We start from the raw sequence: 23,449 nt of genomic DNA, 5'->3' as shown, positions 1-23,449 counted from the left end.
GAAACTCAACTGGCTCTTCTTTCCGTTTATCCACCTTTATACAGGTCACTTCGACTATCTAGGTAGTTTGTTCTTGGTCATAATCCCATCGTAAATCTGTCCAAGTATGTTTGGGTTGTGTTGATAAGCTTGCTTGGTGGATACTGTTTGCAATTGTTTTGGCCATTTTCAATACTAAATTAAGTCGTGTATTTTGTAATACGAAGTATTCCATGAACCCGCTGACATTGACAATTCCTGTAATATGCATATCTCCGACTTCAGGAAGTTCTTTATTGACTCCCGCACCTGGTTTAACTGGCCCTTGGCCGACTTGAATAGCGCCTACACTTTTTAGCCGTCCTAGGCAGGCATCTATTCCAATAATAAATGGGCGAAAGTGCTTTTCTTTGATTTCAGCTAACTTTTCTTCTAAATTAACTGCATGAATGGGATCCTCTAACGTTCCATATACATAGAAGGGGGCAACCGATTTTTCTTGAAGCAGCGTTCCGACTAGTGGACCCAACGAATCACCAGTTGAACGATCCGTTCCGATACAAACAAAAACAATAGGTCGTTTTTTTACGCTTGAAGGGATTGAGGAGAATAGCTCATGTGCTATCTTATGAACGGCCGTCTGGTCATCATAGGCAATTCGCAACCCACCGTCCTTCTTTTCAAATAAATGGTTAAACTTCATGGGTTCCACTCCTTCGCAATAGTATTAACAGTATACGGAAAAACATAGAGATGTATACGTCAAAGACCTACTAAATACATAATTAATGTGAGAATAATAATATTAGCCAGTCCAAAGAACGATGAAGCTTGGAGGATTTTTGTATTCTCCATCTTTATAACTTCAAAGAAACAAAAAAACTTGTTAAAATAGATTTGCTTTTAATAGCCGTTAAAAGAAGGAAGCAGGTGGCAAATGAATCAAATACAAAAGCTCTTAGAGGAATTGATAAATAAAATTATCGATGAAGATATTTGGATGGATATAGGGGAAGGAACCTTGAAGATTATTGCGATCTTGTTCGTAGCAGGGATTCTAATACGCATTGGCAAGATCGCTATTCAGAATATTTTTAAGGTACGAACCAAATCTCCGCTTAGAATTTCGGAGAGACGAGAAACGACCCTTATGAAGCTCTTAGAAAATGTTCTTTCATATGTAGTCTATTTTATTGCGTTAATGATGGTTCTCTCCGTGCTAACGATTGATGTAAAAGCATTGTTAGCTGGAGCGGGAATTGTCGGACTTGCTGTTGGCTTTGGAGCCCAGAACCTTGTGCGCGATATTATCACTGGATTTTTTATTATTTTCGAGGATCAGTTCTCTGTCGGTGATTATATCCGTATTGGCCAATTTGAAGGAAATGTAGAAGAGATTGGCTTAAGAACTACGAAGATTAAGAGTTGGACTGGCGAGCTACATATTCTTCCCAATGGAAGCATCAATGAGGTCACCAATTTTTCCATTCATAATAGCATCGCCGTCATCGATGTCAGCATCTCTTATGAAGGGGATATTACGAAAGCTGAAAAGGTGATACATGAGTTTTTACAAACCCTTCCGGAGAAATATCCTGAGCTGGTTAAAACACCTGAGCTATTAGGGGTTCAGAATTTAGCTGCTTCAGATGTGGTACTGCGAATTATTGCGGAAACAGTTCCTATGCGTCATTGGTTTATGGCTCGTATCCTAAGGAAAGAACTAAAATTATGTCTAGATCAAAATGGCATTGAAATTCCGTTTCCTCGATTGGTTATGTATTCAAGGCAGGAAGAAGATCAGGAGAAGGAATTGGGAACTGAATAGGAGGGAAATCGATTGGAAGAAAAAGAATTTGGTCTAAACGATATAGTGGAAATGAAGAAGCAGCACCCATGCGGGACAAACCGCTGGAAGATCATTCGCCTTGGAATGGATATACGTATTAAGTGTGAAGGCTGTTCGCATAGTGTAATGATTCCACGAAAGGAATTTTCACGAAAATTAAAGAAGATCCTAGTGAAGCATGAAGGGTAAAACTTTCTGCTTCTTTTTTTTATCATCCTATATTATTCTTATAGATATTGTTTTTTTATAGGGGAGTTGAGGGGGAATTGGCAACTGTACATCATTCTGCTTGTCCTTTGAATTGTTGGGATAGCTGCGGGTTTAAAGTGACGATTGAGGACGGAAAAGTGACCAAAGTGGATGGTGATGAGAATCATCCGATTACACAGGGGAAAATATGTGGTCGTGGCCGAATGTTAGAAACAAGAACAAACGCACCGAATCGGCTCTTAACTCCATTAAAGAAAGTAAATGGGGAATTTATCTCCATCACATGGGAGCAAGCGTTAAGTGAAATCGCTAACAAATTATCAGAAATAAAAGAAAAATATAACACAACCGCTGTTCTTCACAGTCATGATTATGCGAACGGTGGCTTATTAAAAAATCTAGATCAGCGCTTTTTTAACCTCTATGGAGGAGTGACCGAGTTAACAGGCTCTATATGCTGGGGAGCTGGTATTGAGGCACAGTCTTGGGACTTCGGTGATGCATACAGCCACGCTCCTGGAGATGTAGCAAATAGCAAGAATATTATTATTTGGGGAAGAAATGTAGCGCGGACGAACATGCACTTCTTTCAAGCTTTACAGGATGCAAAGCGACAAGGAAGCCGAATCTATGTAATAGATCCTATTTACAATGCCACCGCTAAAATGGCCCACCAATACGTTAGTGTAAAGCCGGGAATGGATGGGTTATTAGCAGCAGGTATTATGAAGGAACTGCTTCGTTTGGAATTGCACGATCATTCGTTTATTGATCAGTATACGATTGGATTTCAAGATGTATGGGAGCTATTACAGTCCATATCACTTGAAGAAATTAGTGAAATGACTGAGGTTCCAGTAGATATCATGACAGAGCTAGCTAGAGTCTATGCAGACAAGCCTACCTCCACCTATTTGGGGCTAGGGATGCAGCGATATGAAAATGGTGGGAATACCATTCGGCTCATTGATGCACTAGTGGCAGCAAGTGGAAATATTGGGATTGCAGGGGGCGGAGCAAATTATGCAAATCGACAGGTGGGTCAAAGCTTTCATTACGATGCCTTAACCCTCCCCCACAAGAAGAATTCTTCTAGGCAGTTTACGATGATGAGGCAAGCAGAAGAGATTCTAAAGGCAAACGAACCACCTGTGAAAATGATTATAGTCACTTGTGGGAATCCACTTACACAGGTTCCTGATACGAAAAAAGTAGAAGAAGCTTTTTCTTCTGTGGACACATTAGTGGTAATTGATCAATTTATGACAGACACTGCGAAATTAGCAGACTATGTCTTACCAACGACGACTGTTTTTGAGGAAGAGGATATCTACTTTTCTTCAATGTACCATCATTATGTCAATTACGGTCCTAAGCTGGTTGATCCTCCAGGTGAAGCCAAGTCAGACCTTTGGATCTGGAGTGAGCTTGCGGCGAAGCTAGGCTTTGGAGATAAATTCCATTACTCCATTGATCAATGGCTTGAAATGGGGATGAGCACCCTTCAAGAGCATGGAATCACATGGGAGAAACTCAAGAAATCAAACCATTTGGAGCTACCAGTTGATCCAATCCCGTGGAAAGACTTCCAATTTCAAACGGAAAGCGGAAAATATGAATTCACTTCTACTGCTGCGATGAAGAAAGGCTTTGAAGGAAAGCTTACACTGGCCTTACCAAAGGAGTCAAAATGGTCTAATCCTGCATTGGCAAAGCAATATCCATATACGCTGTTAACGATTCATCCTTTACGGTCAAATCATTCTCAGCATGTTCATCTATTGCCAAATCAAAAGGTTAAGGTTGAAGTAGCAAAGAACATTGCCGAGCAATTAGGTCTTGAAAATAATGACCTTGTCCGTGTATGGAATGACCGAGGAGAAATAAGTGGAGCCGTCCAAATCTTAAAGCAAGCTCATCCAAACACGGTTAACATTGACGAAGGAATCTGGGGCGAGTTTGGTGGACCGGTAAACCTACTCACCTCCAGCAGAGAATCTGATAATGGATTAGGAAGCACTTTATACGATTGCTTAGTAAACTTGGAAAAAATCGGTTAGTCCTTGAACGTTATCTAGAAGTCCACAGGCTATAAGAAAGCTCATATCATTTTGAGTTTGCTTATAGCCTATATTAATTATATTAGACGTGGGAATTAGAATGGGGACGGAAACTACCCATCCTTCAAATAAACGAATACAGCCTTTAATAAAGACTCACATGAGGGACTACTTGTCTTTTTACAAGCAAATCTCTATAATTGTGAGAGGCTTATAATTATGACGAAATAATAAGATTCATAATAGATAATTGAAATAGAGGAGTGACAGTGGATGGCCTTAACAGCTGGTATTGTAGGTTTACCGAACGTCGGAAAATCTACTCTTTTTAACGCAATTACGCAAGCGGGAGCAGAATCTGCCAACTATCCGTTCTGTACAATCGATCCGAACGTGGGAATCGTAGAAGTTCCAGATGAGCGCCTAAACAAGCTAACAGAGCTTGTTCAACCGAAGAAAACAGTCCCAACTACATTTGAATTCACCGATATTGCAGGGATCGTAAAAGGGGCAAGCAAAGGGGAAGGACTAGGAAACAAGTTCTTATCTCATATTCGTGAAGTAGACGCGATTTGCCAAGTGGTACGTTGCTTTGCTGACGATAATATTACTCATGTATCTGGAAAGGTAGATCCAATTTCAGATATCGAGACAATCAACCTTGAATTAATCTTAGCTGACTTAGAATCTGTCGAAAAGCGCATCGCGCGTGTAGGCAAGCTTGCTAAGCAGAAGGATAAAGAAGCAGTATTTGAACTCGAAATCCTTGAAATGGTTAAGGACGCCCTTGAATCAGATAAGCCGGCTCGTACGGTAGAGTTTACAGATGAGCAAATGAAGCTTGTTAAAGGAATGCACCTATTAACGATTAAGCCCGTACTATATGTAGCAAATGTTGGAGAAGACGATGTAGCAGATCCATCAACAAACGAGTATGTTCAGCAGGTAAGAGAATTTGCTGCAAAGGATAATGCAGAAGTTATTGTCATTTGTGCGAAAATCGAATCAGAGATCTCTGAGCTTGAAGGGGAAGAAAAGGAAATGTTCCTACAAGAGCTAGGAATTGCTGAATCTGGATTAGATCAATTGATTCGTGCAGCATACAGCCTTCTTGGACTGGCTACTTATTTCACAGCTGGTGTGCAAGAAGTTCGTGCATGGACTTTCCGTAAAGGCATGAAAGCTCCTCAATGCGCGGGTGTCATTCACTCTGACTTTGAAAAAGGATTTATCCGTGCAGAAACGGTTGCTTACGAAGACCTTTTAACAGCTGGCACAATGGTAGCTGCTAAAGAAGCAGGGAAAGTCCGATTAGAAGGAAAAGAATATGAAGTGAAAGACGGAGATGTTATGCACTTCCGTTTTAACGTATAATCTCTATTTTTGACAGGCTCTACAGATCATTCTGTAGGGCTTTTTTATTTGTTTCAAGATATTGTCAAAAATTAATAATTCTTTTACATCTAATTAAACCTGTCATCATCTTTCCTTTTTACAATAAAAGAAATGGAGCTTCTTTAGAAAGGGGTGCGCAGCTTGGAAAGAGCCAAAACTTGGATTATCAAGCAAGATGAATCTTGGTTTTACCTATGCAATCAATGGCCAGCACTAATAGTTGTTTTTTTCAAAAACATGACACATCTAGGTGGTGCCCGCTTTACGATCGGGCTTCAACTGTTGTTGTATTTATTTGGACCAGCTGAAATGAAGCCATTTGTCATTCTTGCGAGTCTTTCTTTAGTTGTGAGTCATATCATTGTAATGTGTATTAAAAAAATCGTGAAACGAATTCGACCGTACATGGCACTTCCACAGGCGAAGGTACATGGCTATTTATTTAACGATCATTCTTTTCCGTCCGGACATTCTACTGCTATCTTTTCTATTATGATTCCTTATTCCATGTACGATCCTTATGTAGCATCCATCTTGCTCCCTGTGGCATGCTTAGTTGCATTTTCTAGAGTGGTGCTTGGAGTTCATTATCCTACTGATATTCTTGTAGGCTCCTTAATTGGCTCACTTACTGCGGTTGTCTTTTCCTTTTGGTTATAAACACAAAACTTTTTTCATGTAAACCATTTATTCTCCAATTCATTTTACTATAATAGGAGGTTTCATAATGAGAGTTGCCTTATTTACTGACACCTTTTATCCCCAGGTAAACGGTGTGGCCCGCACGTTAAAAAGGCTGACAGACCACATGCAAAAAAGAGACATCGATTGTGAAATATTTGTACCTGAAATGGAAGATGGTCCGTCCTATCCGAATGTAAACCAATTTTCAAGCTTACCTTTCATCTTTTATCCAGAATGCAGAGCAGCCATTGCTAACCCCAGTAAAATCACGGACAGATTACGAACTTTTTCTCCAGACTTAGTGCACGTAACAACCCCATTAACGATGGGGCTTTACGGAGCTCATGCAGCAAAAAAACTAAACATTCCTTTAGTTGCCTCCTATCACACTCATTTTGACCAATATTTAGACTACTACAAGCTGACATGGTTAAACCCTCTTCTTTGGCGGTATATGAAGTGGTTTCACCAGCCATGCGAACGGATATTTGTTCCTTCTGAGGAAACGAAATCTCACCTAGAAGCTCAAGGCTTTCACTCCTTAGCAGTATGGGCCAGAGGAGTGGATTGTGATCTGTATACTCCAAAGAAAAAGACCACTTGGCTAAGAGAGCAGTATCAAATAAAAGAAAAATATATATTCCTTTATGTGGGCCGATTAGCACCTGAAAAAGACTTAAAAACATTAACGGCCATAATGGAAAACATATCTCCAGAATTACAAAAGCAGGTACACTGGGTGATTGTAGGAAACGGTCCAAGTTATTCTGACTTACTACAGCATACCGCTGAACGAGATAATATAACCTTAACAGGGTACCTAAAAGGGGAAAAGCTGGCGATGACCTACGCTGAAGCGGACTTATTTATTTTTCCTTCTCCAACAGAAACCTTTGGGAATGTGGTATTAGAGGCACTAGCCTCTGGAACACCGGGAATTGTAGCGAATGAAGGTGGGGTAAAAGAGATTATAGAGCATGATCAGACAGGATATATTTGCCAAGCTAGAGATGCGGATTCATTTATCCAGTCGATTGAAGATATCATGCTTCAATCGACTAAGCGCGTCATCATGAGTCAAAATGCCAGAAAGTATGCACTAGCACAATCATGGGATCAAATTTTAGACGACCTTTTATCAGAGTATGAAGAAGTGATTCAATTCAAAAAGAATCCAATGGCGAAGCTTGCTTAATAATTTGAGTTCTTCCAAAACAATAGGGGGAATGTTTTCACCCTGTGTTTGAGGGAGAACTCTTTGTGTTATTGCAATTCTTATGACAATATGATATACTTTCAACTTGTGAGTAATGAATAATTGCTCCTTGCCCACTCGGGCCGTTTAGACCAAAAGGAGGTGAAAGTGATGAAAAAGTACGAAGTTATGTACATCATCCGTCCAAATATTGAAGATGAGGCTAAAAAGGCTCTAATTGAGCGTTTTAATGGCGTCTTAACTGATAATGGTGCGGAGATCGTAGAAGCAAAGGATTGGGGTAAGCGTCGTTTAGCTTACGAAATCAATGACTTCCGTGACGGTTACTACCAAATCATGAACATTAACGCTGGTTCTCCAGCAGTTGACGAGTTCAACCGTCTTGCTAAAATCAGCGAAGACATTATCCGTTATATCGTAGTTAAAAACGAAAAGTAATGATTGATAGATATAACTTCACCTATTGAATTGTTTCATGTGAAACATGGGGAGAAGAAAGGGGTTGATTCTGATGATGAATCGCGTAGTTCTAGTTGGCCGTTTAACCAAAGATCCTGAATTGAGATATACACCAAGTGGAGTTGCTGTTGCAACGTTTACATTGGCTGTAAACCGTACATTTACGAATCAACAGGGAGAACGTGAAGCGGACTTTATCAACTGTGTGGTATGGAGAAAACCAGCTGAAAATGTGGCAAACTTTTTGAAAAAAGGAAGCCTTGCTGGTGTCGATGGACGCATTCAAACGCGCAGTTTTGAAGGACAAGACGGTAAAAGAGTGTATGTGACAGAAGTTGTTGCTGAAAGTGTACAATTTCTTGAGCCGAGAAATGCTTCAGGTGGAAACAACAGCTACAGCGGTGGTTCAAGAGAACAAGATTTCCCGTTTGGTGGAAGCAACAATCAGAATCAACGTCAACAACCAAACAACAACAACAACGGTTTTACATCAATAGATAAAGATCCATTTGCAAATGACGGTCAAATCGACATTTCAGATGATGATCTACCATTCTAATGTCACGTAATGAACGCAGAATATATAAAACTTAAGTAAGAGGAGGGAAAATACAATGGCAGGTGGACGCAGAGGCGGACGTGCAAAACGTCGTAAGGTTTGCTACTTCACAGCAAACGGAATCACTCATATCGATTACAAAGAAGTAGATCTTCTTAAAAAATTCATCTCTGAGCGTGGTAAAATTTTACCTCGTCGTGTAACAGGTACAAGCGCGAAATACCAACGTAAATTAACAGTTGCTATCAAACGTGCTCGTCAAATGGCTCTTTTACCATACGTTTCTGGTGAATAATAGCTACTGAAAGACACCCTAATTTTAGGGTGTCTTTTTTTATGACATATAGAAAGTACAGATCCTACCTAGTTAATATTTAGTAAAGAGTCAGGCTTCTTTTACACAATGGACCGGAAACTCCTTTGTAAAGGTTGCGTAGTAAGAAAAAAGAAATGTATATGCTTGATTGGATGGAAAAACATCAAAAACTAAGCCTATATTAGAAGAACGGGGGCAGAGATGAAAAGCTATGTATACGGAATGATAGGACTCTTAATTGCTTTTGGAGGGATCTATACGAATGAAACTGGTCAGCCGAAACCGGTAACAGTGGTCACTTACTTACTAGCTGCAACACTTTTTATCATTCAAGCATTTGTCTTGATAAATCGGCAGCGAAATAAAGGAATAGAAATATGAAATACGGATAAATTGATAAAAGTTACAGAAATCTTGCTATTTTTTACAAATTCACCGAGTAAAGCTACTGATATAGTGAATGATTGAAACAGGTCACGGATCTAATCTGAAATGTAGCAGGTAATCGATGAATAAACCTCAAACTCCATCCCTTATTTAGAATTTTTTAAAAAATTATAATTTGTAAAATTTGTGTTACAATTTTTACAACTTCTTAACGATAGGGGAATTTGGTATGGTGAATTCAGTTAAAAAGAAACTAATTATCTTATTTATCTCCTTATTAGTCGTGACATTATCTGTCGTGGGCTTATTAATTAATTATCAAATGAAGAAGCAAATAGAGAAGGATGTTGTTGCCCAATCAAAGGTCATTGTCGGAGAAATGACGCTTAGTTTAGAGCTCTTCTTAGAGCAATACTCAAACAGCATTCATCAAATTGCTTTATCAGATAGCGCTGCTCAGTATGTTCTCCGAGCGGTCGAGGATCCTGAATATGCAAACAATTACGTATGGGCTCGATTGAAGAGTGATTTCGAGAGTTATTCAGAGCTATATAATGAAATTAGCTCTATCTATGTAGCTGCTCCGAATAAAGAACTACAAATCTATCCAAAAGCAGACCTTCCAGACGGCTTTGATCCTACTTCAAGGGGTTGGTACAAGGGCGCTGAGGAAAATCCAGATAAGGTAGTTTGGAGTGAACCTTATATGGATCAGGCATCAGAAGAGTTAATTCTGACAGCTTCTCGCGCTATTACTGCTGGTTCTAAAGTAATTGGTGTGGTCGGAATTGATATCAAGCTAACAGATTTTGCGACGATGCTCAGCAAAATGGAGCTAGGATATCAGGGAAAGCCAATCGTCATCTCGAAGGATGGAACAGCAATCGTTCATCCGACAAAACAAAATAAGAAGATTGCAGATTTAGATTATGTAAAGAGTATGGCGAAACAAACTAAGGGGATTGAGAACTACAGAGAAGGCTCAGCTGATAAGCTCCTAATCTATCAGACGTTACCTGGTGCAGAGTGGAAGGTGGGGGCTACCTATTCCGATAAACACTTAATGGCTAGCGCGCAAAAAATAAAGCTAGCTCTTCTTCTTATATCTGTTGTAGCCCTTATAGTGGCTAGTGGGATTACTTATTACGTTTCCGTAAGAATTACGAAACCAATAGCTGATTTAAAGAAAGCTGTAAACCAAGTCGCTGAAGGCGATTTACAAGTCAATATTACAGCAAGATCAAAGGATGAAATCGGTGAACTGGCCAATCATTTCAACCATATGGTCCAAAATATTCGATCATTGCTCCAAGTGGTTAATCAGTCCGTTGCAAATGTAAAGGAATCAGCTGAGAGCCTAAGTGCTGTTTCAGAAGAAACCAATGCAGCTAGTGAGGAAATGGCAAGCGCTATCAATGAAATTGCTCTTGGAGCAGCACAATCAGCATCAGAAGCAGAAACAGCTCACCATCAGTCTAATCAATTAAGTGACAATATCAATATAGTCAGCAAGCAAACGGAAAAAATGACTACTTTAGCTGACCAAGCGGATGAAGTGAATCAGCTTGGACTATCAAATATCACAGAATTATTGGGCTCATTTGGTCAGTCCAAGCAGTATCTTTCTTCAATGGAAGCAGTCATTGTTGATCTAGAAGAAAAAATTAAGCAGATTGAGCATGTTATGACAACGATTACGGAAATCTCGTCACAAACCAACTTACTAGCACTAAATGCAAGTATTGAAGCTGCAAGAGCAGGGGAGCATGGAAAGGGCTTTGCAGTAGTAGCGGAAGAAGTTCGTAAACTGGCTGAGCAATCTGTCCGCGCAACCGATGAAGTGAAGTCAACGATTACAGTGATTCAAGGTGGAGCAGCAAAGGCTGTTGAATCGATGAATCATACAAAGAAGAACTTTGATGAGCAATCAGGTGTTGTTAAGGGCACTGAAGAAAGCTTCCAAACCATATCGCATGTAGTTGAAAGTATGAAGCAGTCCATTCTGGATATCCATCAAGAAATGGCTTCCATATCAATCCAAAAGGACGATGTGGTAACTGGAGTTCAAAGTATTGCAGCAATGGCCGAGCAGGCAGCTGCTTCTTGTGAAGAAGTAAGTGCATCTACAGATGAGCAAATGAAAGCATTTGAATCGGTTGCGCTCGCATCAGAAAGACTAGCAGAGCTAAGCTATGAGCTAGAAGCTGTCGTGAATAAATTTAAGATTTGATTGTAAGAAAAAAGGAGTTTCCCATGGTAGGGATAACTCCTTTTTTCTTGCTTGATAGAGAAGAAAACTTATCCATTTTTAATAAGCGTTTTGACATCCTAGCCCAATGTAGAATGGAAGGCATATAACGCGTTCTATTCTATACCGTCTCATGCTTACCCTAGCCTAACGAAGGGCCCATGCGCATTTGTTCCGTGTTCCAAAGATTTTCATTTGACGTCCATAAGGGCTACTAGAGCTTACCATCGTTTTTCTGGCTTACAAATCGATGCAAGCTGGTGCTGGACAGTTGCTTCAATCCTTTTTGCCGGCATTTGACCTGGTTGCAGGATCCCATGAAGTGCAAGCCCATCTATTAGTGCATAGAGTACATCAATTTCTTTTTCACGATCGAGGTTCTCTTTTGCATAACCTAAATGGATAAACGTATCAATAATATGGGTTATCCCCATTTTGAGCTCAGCATATACTCTTGCACTATGGGAAAGTAAAGCGGGATCAGAAAGTGCTTTCGTATTAAATTTGAGCCAAACCTCCATTTCTGCACGCTTTTCTTCATCCAAAGGAAGCAATTCAAACAATATGAGCTGGGCATCTTTGAATGGTTGTCCCGTAAATGTAATTTGATGGATTCTCTTTGAAATCCGCTCTGAAACAAGGCTCATTGAATAGGAGAATAGTTCTGATTGACTAGAGAAGTAATGGCGCATAGATCCCACGGATAACCCTGCCTCATCTGCTATTTTCCTTACTGTTGCTCCTTCCATTCCATACATCCGAATGGCTCTCCAAGCGGCCTCGGCAACTTTTTCTTTTTGTTTTTCATGATCAACTATTTTTGGCATGCTTATATTATACCAAATATTGTCTTTTTAATACAGTTGTGTTATATTGTTTTTAATACAATTGTATTAAATAAGGGGGTATGAGTATGGGCTGGCTTATTATTGCCTGTGAAATTGGTTTTTGGATATTTGTGATAGCGGGATTATTCACTCGTTATGTGTTAAAAAGAAAAAAAGCTGGTGCAATTCTTCTGTTGTGTACCCCGATTATTGATTTGATCTTAATTATTGCAACTGTTTATGATTTGAAAAGTGGCCAATCAGCTACCTTTATACATGGCTTAGCTGCCTATTATATTGGAATGACTATTGCATTTGGCCAGCAGATGGTACAGTGGGCAGATGTACGATTTGCATACTTCTTTTCAAACGGTCCAAAGCCGCAGAAAAAAGCTAAATTTGGAAGAGAACACGCTCGCTTAGAACGAAGAGGTTGGTATCAGCATCTACTCGGCTGGGTTGTCGGTAATCTGCTTTTATTTTCCATGATGCTTTTCGTTGGTGACCCAGAGCGTACTGAAGAGCTTTTTAAAGTATTCACTATTTGGGGTCTAGTACTAGCTGTTGATTTCGTAATCAGTTTCAGCTACACGATTTTTCCTCGTAAAAGAACATCCATAACAAATGAATGGTAATGCTTAAAGCTAGTGAAACTTCGCTAGTTTTTTTATTGTTTATAAAATTTATCGATGGTGGATAAGCGCTCTGGCATCCAGTTCCAGTGCTTAATGCGCCTTTCGCTTTTGTTCTGAAGTTCAACAAAAAATCCATTAGGTTGAATGAACGGGTATAACTAGCTAAAATAGAAAGCGTAAATATGTAAATGGCGAAGGAGTGTACGAGTGAAGAATGTACATCGGTTAACTGAGGGCGCGGTTTTTTTAGCGATTTTTTCAGTAATATTATTAATGTCAATCTATATCCCTATATTAGGAGTAGTCTCAAGTTTATTTTTATCTATTCCATTTATCTTATATTCTGTAAAAAATGATCGGAAAAGTTCGATTGTCTTTTTAGTTGCCTCTCTTTTCATTACGTTCATAGTTGGGACGGTTCTATCCTTACCTCTCACATTATTGTTTGGAATGATTGGGATTGTAATGGGTGACCAACTTCGAATGAAACAGAGCCGCACAAGGGTGTATATAGCAGCCTCAATTACTTTTCTAATTAATTTTGTATTCATATATATCGTTTCCGTAGTTTTGTTCAAAGTTAATTTTGTGGAAGAGATGTTTGAAATTCTTAGAGAATCCCAGGAAGCTGCAATTCAAATGTTAACCACTTTTGGACAAGTACCTTCAGCAAAGGATATCGAGAAGTACGAAACAGGCTTAATAATGGCCGAGAGCTTAACACCAACTCTATTTGTGATGGCTTCCTTTACTACGGTTCTAATCATTCAATCGGTGTCCTTCCCTATAATTAGGAGGCTTAAGGTCGAAGTTGAAAAATGGTCTGGCTTTAAGGATCTTGTCTTTCCAAGAAGCCTCTTATGGTATTATTTATTCGTGACGATCGCCTCCCTATTTTTAGATCTTCCAATCGGAAGCTACTGGTATTTGGCATTCGTAAATTTAGCTTTTATTCTCCAGCTATTATTAGTAATCCAAGGGTTATCATTTACTTATTTCTATAGTTCCGTTAAAGGATTTCCTAGAGTGATTCCCATAATCGCAACAATTTTACTTTTCATTCATCCGTTAGCCCTTCATATTATGAGGATATTAGGTATAATTGACTTAGGGTTTGAATTTAGAGGACGATTAAAGAACGATACTAGGTAATACACTACTGTTTAGGAGCTGAAATCATGCCTTATTTGCAAAAGCGGTCTATTCGCTCACCACTCTATGGGCTAATAGGCATAACAGTGGTGCTTCTCGGTGCTTTAGCGTATTATAACTGGATATTAAGTCTAGGAGGTTTTCTCCTCTCAGGGGCCTTATTCTATCTCATCATTAAATTCGATCAGGAGCAAAAGAAGGAATATGAAGAATATATTTCAACTTTATCCTATCGAGTGAAAAAAGTAGGAGAAGAAGCTTTACTGGAGATGCCAATTGGAATCATGCTCATCAATGATGACTATTATATTGAATGGACGAATCCATTTCTAGCTTCTTGTTTCGATGAAGATACGCTTGTGGGAAGATCGCTTTATGATGTTGCAGATTCATTAATTCCACTGATTAAACAGGAAGTGGAATCAGAAATTATTACGCTTCATGAAAGAAAATTTCGTGTCATTCACCGTTTAGAAGAACGGCTCATTTATTTCTTTGATGTTACCGAGCAGTCTGAGATTGAAAAAATGTATGAAGAAGAACGAACGGTTATCTCAATTATCTTCCTAGACAACTATGATGAGCTTACGCAAGGGATGGATGATCAAACTAGAAGTAGCTTAAATAGCCTGGTCACCTCTATCTTAAATAAGTGGGCGAAAGATAATGGAGTGTTCCTAAAGCGAATCTCTTCTGAACGGTTTATTGCGGTATTTAACGAGCATATTCTGCAAATGTTAGAAAAAGGGAAATTTTCGATTTTGGATGAAGTTCGGGAAATCTCATCCAAACAAAATGTTCCTCTTACCTTAAGTATTGGTGTTGGAACGGGCGTTTCCTCTTTGCCTGAGCTAGGCACGCTAGCTCAATCTAGCTTAGATCTTGCCCTTGGAAGAGGAGGAGATCAAGCAGCAATTAAACAAACGAATGGGAAAGTTAAATTCTATGGCGGGAAAACGAACCCAGTAGAAAAACGCACAAGAGTAAGAGCCCGCGTCATATCTCATGCACTGAAAGAGCTTGTGGTTGCAAGTGATAAAGTGATTGTCATGGGACATAAGAATCCGGACATGGATGCAATCGGTGCATCGATTGGGATTTTAAAGGTTGCGCAAATGAACCAGCAGGAAGGCTACATAGTTCTTAATTTTAACGAGATTGATAACGGAGTTAGAAGGCTTCTCGAAGAAATTCGAAAAAATGATAGCTTGTTTTCAAGGTTTATTACGCCAGAGCAAGCTCTCGATATTGCTACAGACGACACATTGCTTGTAGTAGTGGATACGCATAAGCCTTCGCTTGTAATCGAAGAGAAGCTTGTTAACCGAATTGATAATGTTGTCGTTATTGATCATCATCGACGAGGAGAAGAGTTTGTAAAAAATCCTGTTCTTGTCTATATGGAGCCTTATGCATCCTCCACTGCGGAACTAGTAACTGAATTGCTAGAATATCAGCCAAAACGTGATAAAATTGATATGTTAGAGGCGACAGCTCTGTTAGCAGGTATTATTGTAGATACGAAAAGCTTTACGCTAAGAACGGGTGCGAGAACGTTTGATGCGGCCTCTTATTTACGCGGACAGGGTGCTGACACTGTCATGGTACAGAAATTCTTAAAAGAAGATGTAGATACGTATATCAAACGAGCAAAGCTAATTGAATCCGTCGTCTTTCATCATGACGGGGTTGCGATTGCCAAGGCAAAAGATGATCAAGTCCTAGACCAGGTCATAATTGCACAAGCCGCTGATACTTTATTGACGATGGATGGTGTCATTGCTTCATTTGTTTTATCAAATCGAGAAGATGATGTCATTGGAATTAGTGCTCGTTCTTTAGGTGACATCAATGTACAAGTCATTATGGAAAGCTTAGGTGGCGGCGGACATCTAACAAATGCTGCTACCCAAATTACGGATAGTACATTAGATGAAGCAGAAAGTCGATTAAAAGCGGCTATAGATGAATATGTAGGAAGGGGAAATAAAGAATGAAGGTTATTTTTCTAAAGGATGTTAAAGGTAAAGGGAAAAAAGGAGAAATGAAAAACGTGGCTGATGGCTATGCTCAAAATTTCCTAATTAAGCAAGGTCTTGCTGTTGAGGCAAACCAAGGAAACATGAGTGCCCTAAACGCACAGAAGAAAAAAGAAGAAAAAGTAGCGGCGGAAGAGCTAGAAGAAGCAAAGCAGTTAAAAGAAACAATTGAAAAAATCACTATCGAGCTTGAAGCAAAAGCAGGCGAGGGTGGCCGCTTATTCGGTTCGATTACAAGCAAACAAATCGCTGAGGAACTGAAAAAGAAGCATGGTATTAAGTTAGATAAGCGAAAAATTGAACTAGCAGATGCGATTCGTTCCCTCGGATATACAAAGGTTCCAGTCAAGCTTCATACAGAAGTAATGGCTACGTTAAATGTACACGTAAAAGAAGTAAACTAATATTGGAAGTTCCATTCTAAACGAAACATGTTAAAATAGAGAAGTTGATAGAAATGTGATCGGTGAAAGCTGGTCACATTTTTTAATCCGCCATGACTAATCAGAAGAGCAGTGCCAAGCTTCCCTGCTACAGTTGAAGCTGAGCAGGTGCATGTGCTTTCATTAAAAGTTCCTCTTAAAGAAATGGGAGGTTTTGTATAGATGAGTGATTTATTTGCAGATCGACTGCCTCCACAAAATATTGAGGCAGAGCAAGCCGTACTTGGGGCTATCTTTTTAGAGCCTTCATCGTTAACACTTGCTTCTGAGACGCTTATCCCTGAGGATTTCTACCGAGCAGCCCATCAAAAAATATTCAATGTGATGCTCAAGCTCAATGATTCAGGAAAAGCGGTTGACTTAATTACCGTTACAGAAGAACTAGCCGCCGCCAAACTATTAGAGGATGTTGGCGGGGTTAGCTATTTAAGTGAACTTGCCAGCTCTGTTCCCACAGCAGCTAATATAGAATATTATGCAAGAATAGTAGAAGAGAAAGCATTACTACGCAGGTTAATTCGAACAGCAACAGGAATCGCTCAGGATGGATATTCCCGCGAGGATGAGGTTGAAATCCTTCTAGGAGAAGCGGAGAAGAATATCCTTGAGGTTGCCCAGCGGAAAAATGCCGGAGCCTTCCATGATATTAAAGATGTACTCGTACGCACATATGACAATATAGAAGAAATGCATAATCGTAAAGGCGATATCACCGGGATTGCGACAGGCTTCGCGGAGCTCGATAAAATGACAGCCGGATTCCAGCGAAACGATTTGATTATCGTAGGTGCTCGTCCATCAGTAGGGAAAACCGCTTTTGCCTTAAATATTGCCCAAAATGTGGCTACTAAGACAGGAGAGAATGTTGCCATCTTCAGTCTTGAGATGGGGGCAGAGCAGCTAGTCATGCGTATGCTCTGTGCAGAGGGGAATATTGATGCACAAAGGCTTCGTACAGGTTCATTAAATGATGAGGATTGGGGAAAGCTTACAATGGCGATGGGAAGCTTGTCCAATGCAGGAATATTCATCGATGACACGCCTGGGGTACGTATTACCGATATTCGTTCTAAATGCCGTCGACTGAAGCAAGAGCATGGCTTAGGGATGATATTAATTGATTACCTTCAGCTTATTCTAGGTAGTGGTCGCTCTGGCGAAAATCGTCAGCAAGAGGTTTCGGAAATTTCCCGTTCCTTAAAGGCATTAGCACGTGAATTGAAAATTCCAGTAATTGCCCTTTCACAGCTTTCCCGTGGAGTAGAGCAACGTCAAGATAAGCGTCCAATGATGTCGGATATTCGTGAATCAGGAAGTATTGAGCAGGATGCTGATATCGTAGCCTTCCTCTATCGTGATGATTACTATGATAAGGAATCTGAGGATAAAAATATAATTGAAATCATTATTGCCAAGCAGCGTAATGGTCCAGTAGGTACGGTTAAGCTTGCCTTTGTCAAAGAGTATAATAAATTCGTAAACTTAGAGAATCGCTATGATGAATCATCCGTTCCACCAGGAGCGTAAAAAGGGTCAGCCCCTCTAAAGGAAGAGGGAGCTGGCCCTTTTTTGCATTTGGATATTTTTTGAAAGCTTGTTGCTTTATACTAGGTAAGCTTCCCTTCTTTATCCGAAGCCCAGCAGGTTGGAGCGGAAGGATGCGAGACACCTGCGGGAGCAGTGAGGGCAGGTGGAGACTTTACAGTCGAAGCCGAGGAGACTCACCGCTCGCCTAGTGAAAGCGGCGGATATCTACCCATGTTTCTAAAGCAACAAGGGATACGAAGACAGCCTTGTATTTAAACGCGCTTTCATATATTCGAGGGAATAGGCACACTAATTAGCAATATAAGGAGATTATTCATACGTTAACATTACGATAACGAACGAAAAATAAAAGATTTCTTAAAATGTTCGTGTTTCATTGACTTTTATACATCACAATTGATAAACTTAGAAAGGTTAATGGAGATCAAATTTGATTGGAACCTTTGGAGGTGCTTTTATGTCATCAGTAGTAGTGGTAGGAACACAATGGGGAGACGAAGGAAAAGGGAAAATTACCGACTTCTTATCCGAAAATGCAGAGGTTATTGCTCGCTATCAAGGTGGAAATAATGCGGGACACACAATAAAATTTAATGGTGAAACATATAAATTACATCTAATTCCCTCAGGGATTTTTTATAAAGATAAAATTTGTGTTATTGGGAACGGAATGGTTGTTGATCCAAAAGCGCTAATTAAAGAGCTTGCATACTTACATGAAAAAGGGGTTACAACTGATAACCTTCGCATTAGCAATCGTGCTCACGTTATTCTTCCATATCATTTAAAGCTAGATGCGGTTGAAGAAGAGAGCAAAGGTGCGAACAAAATTGGAACCACGAAAAAGGGAATCGGACCAGCTTACATGGATAAAGCAGCACGTGTAGGGATCCGTATTGCAGACCTACTAGACCGTGAAGTATTCGAGGAAAAATTAGCACGCAACCTAGAAGAGAAAAACCGTATCTTAGAACGTATTTATGAAACTGACGGGTTTACAATCGAAGAAATCTTAGATGAATACTTCGAGTACGGCCAACAAATTAAACATTATGTATGCGACACATCTGTTGTGCTGAATGATGCACTAGATGATAGCCGTCGTGTTCTATTTGAAGGCGCACAAGGGGTTATGCTAGACATCGATCAAGGAACATATCCATTTGTTACTTCTTCGAATCCAGTTGCAGGTGGAGTAACCATTGGTTCTGGAGTAGGACCGACGAAAATTAAGCATGTAGTAGGTGTATCAAAAGCTTATACAACTCGTGTAGGTGACGGTCCCTTCCCAACAGAGCTTGATAATGAAATTGGACATAACATTCGTGAAGTAGGCCGTGAGTACGGTACAACAACAGGCAGACCTCGCCGCGTTGGTTGGTTCGACAGTGTGGTTGTTCGCCATGCAAGACGTGTGAGCGGGATTACCGATCTATCGCTAAATTCAATTGACGTGTTAACAGGAATTGAAACACTAAAGATCTGTGTAGCGTATCGTTACAATGGGAAAGTTATTGAAGAATTCCCAGCTAGCTTAAAGGTTCTAGCAGAATGTGAGCCTGTGTATGAAGAGCTTCCAGGCTGGACAGAGGATATTACGAACTGCAAGTCACTCGCAGAACTTCCAGCGAATGCTCGTCATTATTTAGAGCGCGTGTCTCAGCTAACAGGAATTCCTTTATCAATCTTCTCTGTTGGACCAGATCGCTCACAAACAAATGTAGTATTGAGCCCTTGGAGATAATAATTGATAGCTCTCATGGCTGAATGTAAAGCCATGAGAGCTATTTTAAATATTTTTGTAAAAAAGCATTGCCAGACTAATGAAGAATATGCTAATATAAAAAGCGTCGCCAATGAAGCGGTTGGAGACAAGCTTCTTATAAAGAGCCATTAGCTCAGTCGGTAGAGCATCTGACTTTTAATCAGAGGGTCGAAGGTTCGAGTCCTTCATGGCTCACCATCTTTATAAAATTGGCCCGTTGGTCAAGCGGTTAAGACACCGCCCTTTCACGGCGGTAACACGGGTTCGAATCCCGTACGGGTCATTGGCAAAATGAGTGGTCAGTAAGCAAGTGGCAAGGACGGTTGCTTACTGACTATTCATCTATTTATCTCAAATTTCATAATGGTCCGGTAGTTCAGTTGGTTAGAATGCCTGCCTGTCACGCAGGAGGTCGCGGGTTCGAGTCCCGTCCGGACCGCCATTTATATGGCTCAGTAGCTCAGTCGGTAGAGCAAAGGACTGAAAATCCTTGTGTCGGCGGTTCGATTCCGTCCTGAGCCATCGAAAAAAGGAGAATGCATTTCGCATTCTCCTTTTTCTTATAGGAAATGAGGCGGTTACCCTTTGGAGAGGGCGGGAAGTTGCCCATGCCCAACTTGTGAGCGAACGCTCCTTTTTTGAGCGTTCGCTCGCCCCAAGCCGGAAATCGCTCACTTTTTCGGAATTTCGCTCATGTTCGATAAGAAATCGCTCGCATTCGACCCATTTTCGCTCGGCAAGTGATAGATTTCGCTCAAAATGGTGTTGAATGCCGTACGAATGAATTACAGTAGTTACGCTTTTTCGGAAAAACCCATCCTTTTTTAAGGAAGTGTGAGTTTTTTGAGAGATTGTGGCTTTTTATAGCAGGTGTATCTTTTTCAATATGATCGGGAAAATGTTGTCCATGCCCAACTTGTGAGCGACCGCTTCATTTTTGAGCGTTCGCTCGCCTCAAGCCGGAAATCGCTCACTTTTTCGGAATTTCGCTCATGTTCGATAAGAAATCGCTCGCATTCGACCCATTTTCGCTCAGCAAGAGATAGATTTCGCTCAAAATGGTGATGAATGCCGTACAAATGAATTACAGTAGTTACGCTTTTTCGGAAAAACCCATCCTTTTTTAAGGAAGTGTAAGTTTTTTGAGAGATTGTGGCTTTTTATAGCAGGTGTATCTTTTTCAATATGATCGGGAAAATGTTGCCCATGCCCAACTTGTGAGCGAACGCTCCTTTTTTGAGCGTTCGCTCGCCCCAAGCCGGAAATCGCTCACTTTTTCGGAATTTCGCTCATGTTCGATAAGAAATCGCTCGCATTCGACCCATTTTCGCTCGGCAAGAGATAGATTTCGCTCAAAATGGTGTTGAATGCCGTACGAATGAATAACAGTAGTTACGCTTTTTCGGAAAAACCCGTCCTTTTTTAAGGAAGTGTAGGTTTTTTGAGAGAGTGTGGCTTTTTATAGTAGGTGTATCTTTTCCAATATGATCGGGAAAATGTTGCCTATGCCCAACTTGTGAGCGACCGCTCCTTTTTTGAGCGTTCGCTCGCCCCAAGCCGGAAATCGCTCACTTAAGTCTGAAATTTCTCTCGCTGTAAACAAGAAATATAGGTTAAAACCGCCACCATCAGATTGAAAAGCATAAAAAAAATCTTCATGAGCTTCATAAAGACCAAATCCTCGGCTATACACACCGCTTCTTAGAGGAACATTTCATGCGTCAGTCTAGACAATGTAACAATCCACCCAAATCTTGTCGAAATCGCCAATTATACGTAATGCCTCATCAAACGCGAAAAAAACCTACAGGATCAACCCTCATCACCTATTAGGTAATATATACCTACCATTAACATTCCATATTATTACCATAAAACGTAATAAAATGTCATTTATTATACAATTATGTTACATTATAAAGACTATTAATCTATTACCAATAAAATATGTTAAATTATAATAGTGCAAAAATGACCTATAGTTACATAGCACTAGTAGAAGTGTTTTTGTTTCGGTAGTCTAGGAGGATATACGATGAAACGTTTTCGAAGTAACCTGTCCAAGCTAACGGGCAAGACATCATATAGAATAAAGCCAATTGTCAAAAAGGCTTTCATCACGGCATTTGCCTTTTCAGCTATTGCCCTCGGCGGTGGAGCAGCTGCTCAAGCAGCAAAAGAGGATAGCTTAACGACTGTTTATTACGTTTATTTAAATGATGAATTTATCGGAACAGTCTCTGATAAAGATGTTATCGAAGAAATGATCACAACTAAAGTAAGCAAAGCAAAAGAAGAATATACAGACTATGATTTGACACTTGGCTCTCAATTAACATTCGTGCCGGAGCACGTGTTTCAATCATCAGCTACTACATATAATGAGCAAGTGGTAGAAAAGCTACAAGAGCAGCTAAAGGTTCAAGCGGAGGCAACAGCAATTGTTATTGATGGGCAGCCAGTAGCTTATTTAGAAAATCCTGAGCAGGCTGAAGAAGTAATCAAAACATTGAAGCTTCAATATGTAACGGCCGAGCAATTGCAGGAGCTAGAAGAAAGAAAAACCGCTCCTAATGCTTCTTTACCCCCATTAAAAGAAAATGAAACTCGTCTATTAGACGTTCGACTATCTAAAGAAGTTTCACTTTCTGAGAAAAAAGTTTTACCAAAGGACGTATTATCTGTCGAGCAGGCAGTTCAGTTATTGAAAAAAGGAACGCTTGAAGAAAAGAAGTACAAGGTAAAAGAAGGGGACGTATTAGGCTCAATTGCAAATGATAATGATCTCACATTAAAGGAAATCCTGACACTTAATCCAGAACTAACAGAAGATACCGTATTAAAAATCGATCAGGAAGTCAATATTACATTCCTTAAACCATATGTAGAAGTTATTATTGATAAGGAAGTCTTCAAGAAAGAAACAGTAGCCTATGAAAAAGAAGTGAAGGAAGACACTTCTATGTACAAAGGTGACACGAAGGTTCAGCAGGAAGGGAAAGATGGACTTCGTGAAGTAACATACCGTCTATCCGAACAAAATGGACAAACGGTGAAAAAAGAAACGGTTAGTGAAAAAATCATTCAAGAGCCTGTTAAATATATCGTCTTAAAGGGAACGAAAGTAATTCCTTCTCGTGGAGACGGCTCGTTCGTATGGCCAACGGTAGGAGGATACGTTTCCTCGCAAATGGGCTATCGTTGGGGCAAGATGCATAAAGGAATTGATATTGCTCGTCCGAGTAATCGTACCATTATGACAATTGACAATGGAGTGGTCGTTTCAGCTGGCTGGGATGGCGGTGGTTACGGCAATAAAGTCATTATTGATCATGGCAATGGATACCGTTCAGTATATGCTCACCTGGATTCGATTACTGTAAGCAATGGCCAAACGGTTCCTAAAGGGACTCAAATTGGTGTAATGGGGAATACTGGAGATTCGACGGGAGTCCATTTACACTTAGAGTTGTATAAAAATGGAAGCCTAGTGAATCCACTAACATATATTCGATAATCAACATGTGAAAAGTCTCTAGTTCAGCTACTAGAGGCTTTTCCTTTTACTTAACATATTTGGAAAACAAGGGAGCAATCATCCTTCAGCAAAAAGGTGAATTCCAAAGAATAACATGGTAAAGTAAATGAAAGATACCTATTTAACAAGATGCTGAAATG

Annotated in this window: 20 protein-coding genes and 4 tRNA genes; 22 read left to right on the top strand and 2 right to left on the bottom strand. The window is 40.0% G+C overall.

The features are described 5' to 3' along the window. Positions 1 to 58 precede the first annotated feature (58 nt). The gene (gene yyaC / locus LS684_RS20455; protein ID WP_233808900.1) at positions 59 to 682 is read right to left on the bottom strand and encodes a spore protease YyaC; all 624 of its coding nucleotides are present in this window, start codon (positions 680 to 682) and stop codon (positions 59 to 61) included. Positions 683 to 916: 234 nt separating this feature from the next. Here yyaC and LS684_RS20450 point away from each other — a divergent pair, with 234 nt between their 5' ends. The 11 genes from LS684_RS20450 to LS684_RS20400 all read left to right on the top strand — a co-directional run bounded on the left by LS684_RS20450 (position 917) and on the right by LS684_RS20400 (position 11,344). Then, entirely contained in the window at positions 917 to 1,807 is an 891-nt protein-coding gene (locus LS684_RS20450) for a mechanosensitive ion channel family protein (RefSeq protein WP_233808898.1), read from the top strand. A 12-nt stretch (positions 1,808 to 1,819) separates the two neighbouring features. Further along, the gene (locus tag LS684_RS20445; RefSeq protein ID WP_233808896.1) at positions 1,820 to 2,017 is read left to right on the top strand and encodes a DUF951 domain-containing protein; all 198 of its coding nucleotides are present in this window, start codon (positions 1,820 to 1,822) and stop codon (positions 2,015 to 2,017) included. Between the two features lie 77 nt (positions 2,018 to 2,094). Further along, positions 2,095 to 4,098, top strand: coding sequence for a molybdopterin-dependent oxidoreductase (locus tag LS684_RS20440; RefSeq protein WP_233808894.1), 2,004 nt, complete (start codon positions 2,095 to 2,097; stop codon positions 4,096 to 4,098). Positions 4,099 to 4,371: 273 nt separating this feature from the next. Next, entirely contained in the window at positions 4,372 to 5,472 is a 1,101-nt protein-coding gene (gene ychF / locus LS684_RS20435) for a redox-regulated ATPase YchF (RefSeq protein ID WP_233808892.1), read from the top strand. A gap of 153 nt (positions 5,473 to 5,625) precedes the next feature. Then, positions 5,626 to 6,153, top strand: a complete 528-nt coding sequence (locus tag LS684_RS20430; RefSeq protein ID WP_432418787.1) for a phosphatase PAP2 family protein — start codon at positions 5,626 to 5,628, stop codon at positions 6,151 to 6,153. Positions 6,154 to 6,220: 67 nt separating this feature from the next. After that, positions 6,221 to 7,372, top strand: coding sequence for a glycosyltransferase family 4 protein (locus tag LS684_RS20425; protein ID WP_233808888.1), 1,152 nt, complete (start codon positions 6,221 to 6,223; stop codon positions 7,370 to 7,372). 171 nt (positions 7,373 to 7,543) lie between these two features. Beyond that, positions 7,544 to 7,831: a 30S ribosomal protein S6 gene (rpsF, locus tag LS684_RS20420; protein ID WP_233808886.1), complete on the top strand. Its 288-nt coding sequence runs from the start codon at positions 7,544 to 7,546 to the stop codon at positions 7,829 to 7,831. Between the two features lie 73 nt (positions 7,832 to 7,904). Next, positions 7,905 to 8,411 carry a single-stranded DNA-binding protein gene (gene ssb / locus LS684_RS20415; RefSeq protein ID WP_233808884.1) on the top strand — a complete coding sequence of 169 codons (507 nt, stop codon included), beginning with the start codon at positions 7,905 to 7,907 and terminating at the stop codon, positions 8,409 to 8,411. A 55-nt stretch (positions 8,412 to 8,466) separates the two neighbouring features. Next, positions 8,467 to 8,706: a 30S ribosomal protein S18 gene (rpsR, locus tag LS684_RS20410; protein WP_233808882.1), complete on the top strand. Its 240-nt coding sequence runs from the start codon at positions 8,467 to 8,469 to the stop codon at positions 8,704 to 8,706. 222 nt (positions 8,707 to 8,928) lie between these two features. Beyond that, positions 8,929 to 9,108, top strand: a complete 180-nt coding sequence (locus LS684_RS20405; protein WP_233808880.1) for a hypothetical protein — start codon at positions 8,929 to 8,931, stop codon at positions 9,106 to 9,108. A gap of 235 nt (positions 9,109 to 9,343) precedes the next feature. Continuing rightward, positions 9,344 to 11,344, top strand: coding sequence for a methyl-accepting chemotaxis protein (locus LS684_RS20400; protein ID WP_233808878.1), 2,001 nt, complete (start codon positions 9,344 to 9,346; stop codon positions 11,342 to 11,344). 239 nt (positions 11,345 to 11,583) lie between these two features. Here LS684_RS20400 and LS684_RS20395 read toward each other — a convergent pair whose 3' ends face one another. After that, positions 11,584 to 12,189: a TetR/AcrR family transcriptional regulator gene (locus LS684_RS20395; protein WP_233808876.1), complete on the bottom strand. Its 606-nt coding sequence runs from the start codon at positions 12,187 to 12,189 to the stop codon at positions 11,584 to 11,586. A gap of 86 nt (positions 12,190 to 12,275) precedes the next feature. On the opposite strand from LS684_RS20395, the gene LS684_RS20390 reads away from it, so the two are divergent. The 11 genes from LS684_RS20390 to LS684_RS20340 all read left to right on the top strand — a co-directional run bounded on the left by LS684_RS20390 (position 12,276) and on the right by LS684_RS20340 (position 23,288). Further along, positions 12,276 to 12,824, top strand: a complete 549-nt coding sequence (locus tag LS684_RS20390) for a 2TM domain-containing protein (RefSeq protein WP_233808874.1) — start codon at positions 12,276 to 12,278, stop codon at positions 12,822 to 12,824. Between the two features lie 207 nt (positions 12,825 to 13,031). After that, positions 13,032 to 13,976, top strand: a complete 945-nt coding sequence (locus LS684_RS20385; protein WP_233808872.1) for a YybS family protein — start codon at positions 13,032 to 13,034, stop codon at positions 13,974 to 13,976. Positions 13,977 to 14,002: 26 nt separating this feature from the next. Beyond that, on the top strand, positions 14,003 to 15,973 hold the full coding sequence (locus tag LS684_RS20380; protein WP_233808870.1) for a DHH family phosphoesterase: 1,971 nt from the start codon (positions 14,003 to 14,005) through the stop codon (positions 15,971 to 15,973). After that, on the top strand, positions 15,970 to 16,419 hold the full coding sequence (rplI, locus tag LS684_RS20375) for a 50S ribosomal protein L9 (RefSeq protein ID WP_233808868.1): 450 nt from the start codon (positions 15,970 to 15,972) through the stop codon (positions 16,417 to 16,419). Before LS684_RS20380 ends, rplI begins: the two co-directional genes overlap by 4 nt. A 201-nt stretch (positions 16,420 to 16,620) precedes the next feature. Then, positions 16,621 to 17,985: a replicative DNA helicase gene (gene dnaB / locus LS684_RS20370; protein ID WP_233808866.1), complete on the top strand. Its 1,365-nt coding sequence runs from the start codon at positions 16,621 to 16,623 to the stop codon at positions 17,983 to 17,985. Positions 17,986 to 18,463: 478 nt separating this feature from the next. After that, positions 18,464 to 19,750: an adenylosuccinate synthase gene (locus tag LS684_RS20365; protein ID WP_233808864.1), complete on the top strand. Its 1,287-nt coding sequence runs from the start codon at positions 18,464 to 18,466 to the stop codon at positions 19,748 to 19,750. Positions 19,751 to 19,893: 143 nt separating this feature from the next. Further along, positions 19,894 to 19,969 (top strand) — tRNA-Lys (locus LS684_RS20360). A gap of 13 nt (positions 19,970 to 19,982) precedes the next feature. Next, positions 19,983 to 20,054: transfer RNA gene (locus LS684_RS20355), tRNA-Glu, on the top strand. A gap of 82 nt (positions 20,055 to 20,136) precedes the next feature. Continuing rightward, a tRNA-Asp gene (locus tag LS684_RS20350) sits at positions 20,137 to 20,213 on the top strand. A 7-nt stretch (positions 20,214 to 20,220) separates the two neighbouring features. Further along, positions 20,221 to 20,293: transfer RNA gene (locus LS684_RS20345), tRNA-Phe, on the top strand. 1,513 nt (positions 20,294 to 21,806) lie between these two features. After that, positions 21,807 to 23,288: a M23 family metallopeptidase gene (locus LS684_RS20340; RefSeq protein WP_233808862.1), complete on the top strand. Its 1,482-nt coding sequence runs from the start codon at positions 21,807 to 21,809 to the stop codon at positions 23,286 to 23,288. Positions 23,289 to 23,449: the final 161 nt, after the last annotated feature.

The organism is Cytobacillus spongiae, assembly GCF_021390075.1.
This window is presented reverse-complemented; position numbering and strand designations above follow the sequence as displayed.

What these genes read in the sequence shown, in the direction of transcription:
- yyaC (WP_233808900.1), bottom strand. Translation starts at nt 682, where the DNA reads ATGAAGTTTAACCATTTATTTGAAAAGAAGGACGGTGGGTTGCGAATT.
- LS684_RS20450 (WP_233808898.1), top strand. Translation starts at nt 917, where the DNA reads ATGAATCAAATACAAAAGCTCTTAGAGGAATTGATAAATAAAATTATC.
- ychF (WP_233808892.1), top strand. Translation starts at nt 4,372, where the DNA reads ATGGCCTTAACAGCTGGTATTGTAGGTTTACCGAACGTCGGAAAATCT.
- LS684_RS20425 (WP_233808888.1), top strand. Translation starts at nt 6,221, where the DNA reads ATGAGAGTTGCCTTATTTACTGACACCTTTTATCCCCAGGTAAACGGT.
- rpsF (WP_233808886.1), top strand. Translation starts at nt 7,544, where the DNA reads ATGAAAAAGTACGAAGTTATGTACATCATCCGTCCAAATATTGAAGAT.
- ssb (WP_233808884.1), top strand. Translation starts at nt 7,905, where the DNA reads ATGATGAATCGCGTAGTTCTAGTTGGCCGTTTAACCAAAGATCCTGAA.
- rpsR (WP_233808882.1), top strand. Translation starts at nt 8,467, where the DNA reads ATGGCAGGTGGACGCAGAGGCGGACGTGCAAAACGTCGTAAGGTTTGC.
- LS684_RS20405 (WP_233808880.1), top strand. Translation starts at nt 8,929, where the DNA reads ATGAAAAGCTATGTATACGGAATGATAGGACTCTTAATTGCTTTTGGA.
- LS684_RS20400 (WP_233808878.1), top strand. Translation starts at nt 9,344, where the DNA reads ATGGTGAATTCAGTTAAAAAGAAACTAATTATCTTATTTATCTCCTTA.
- LS684_RS20395 (WP_233808876.1), bottom strand. Translation starts at nt 12,189, where the DNA reads ATGCCAAAAATAGTTGATCATGAAAAACAAAAAGAAAAAGTTGCCGAG.
- LS684_RS20390 (WP_233808874.1), top strand. Translation starts at nt 12,276, where the DNA reads ATGGGCTGGCTTATTATTGCCTGTGAAATTGGTTTTTGGATATTTGTG.
- LS684_RS20380 (WP_233808870.1), top strand. Translation starts at nt 14,003, where the DNA reads ATGCCTTATTTGCAAAAGCGGTCTATTCGCTCACCACTCTATGGGCTA.
- rplI (WP_233808868.1), top strand. Translation starts at nt 15,970, where the DNA reads ATGAAGGTTATTTTTCTAAAGGATGTTAAAGGTAAAGGGAAAAAAGGA.
- dnaB (WP_233808866.1), top strand. Translation starts at nt 16,621, where the DNA reads ATGAGTGATTTATTTGCAGATCGACTGCCTCCACAAAATATTGAGGCA.
- LS684_RS20365 (WP_233808864.1), top strand. Translation starts at nt 18,464, where the DNA reads ATGTCATCAGTAGTAGTGGTAGGAACACAATGGGGAGACGAAGGAAAA.
- LS684_RS20340 (WP_233808862.1), top strand. Translation starts at nt 21,807, where the DNA reads ATGAAACGTTTTCGAAGTAACCTGTCCAAGCTAACGGGCAAGACATCA.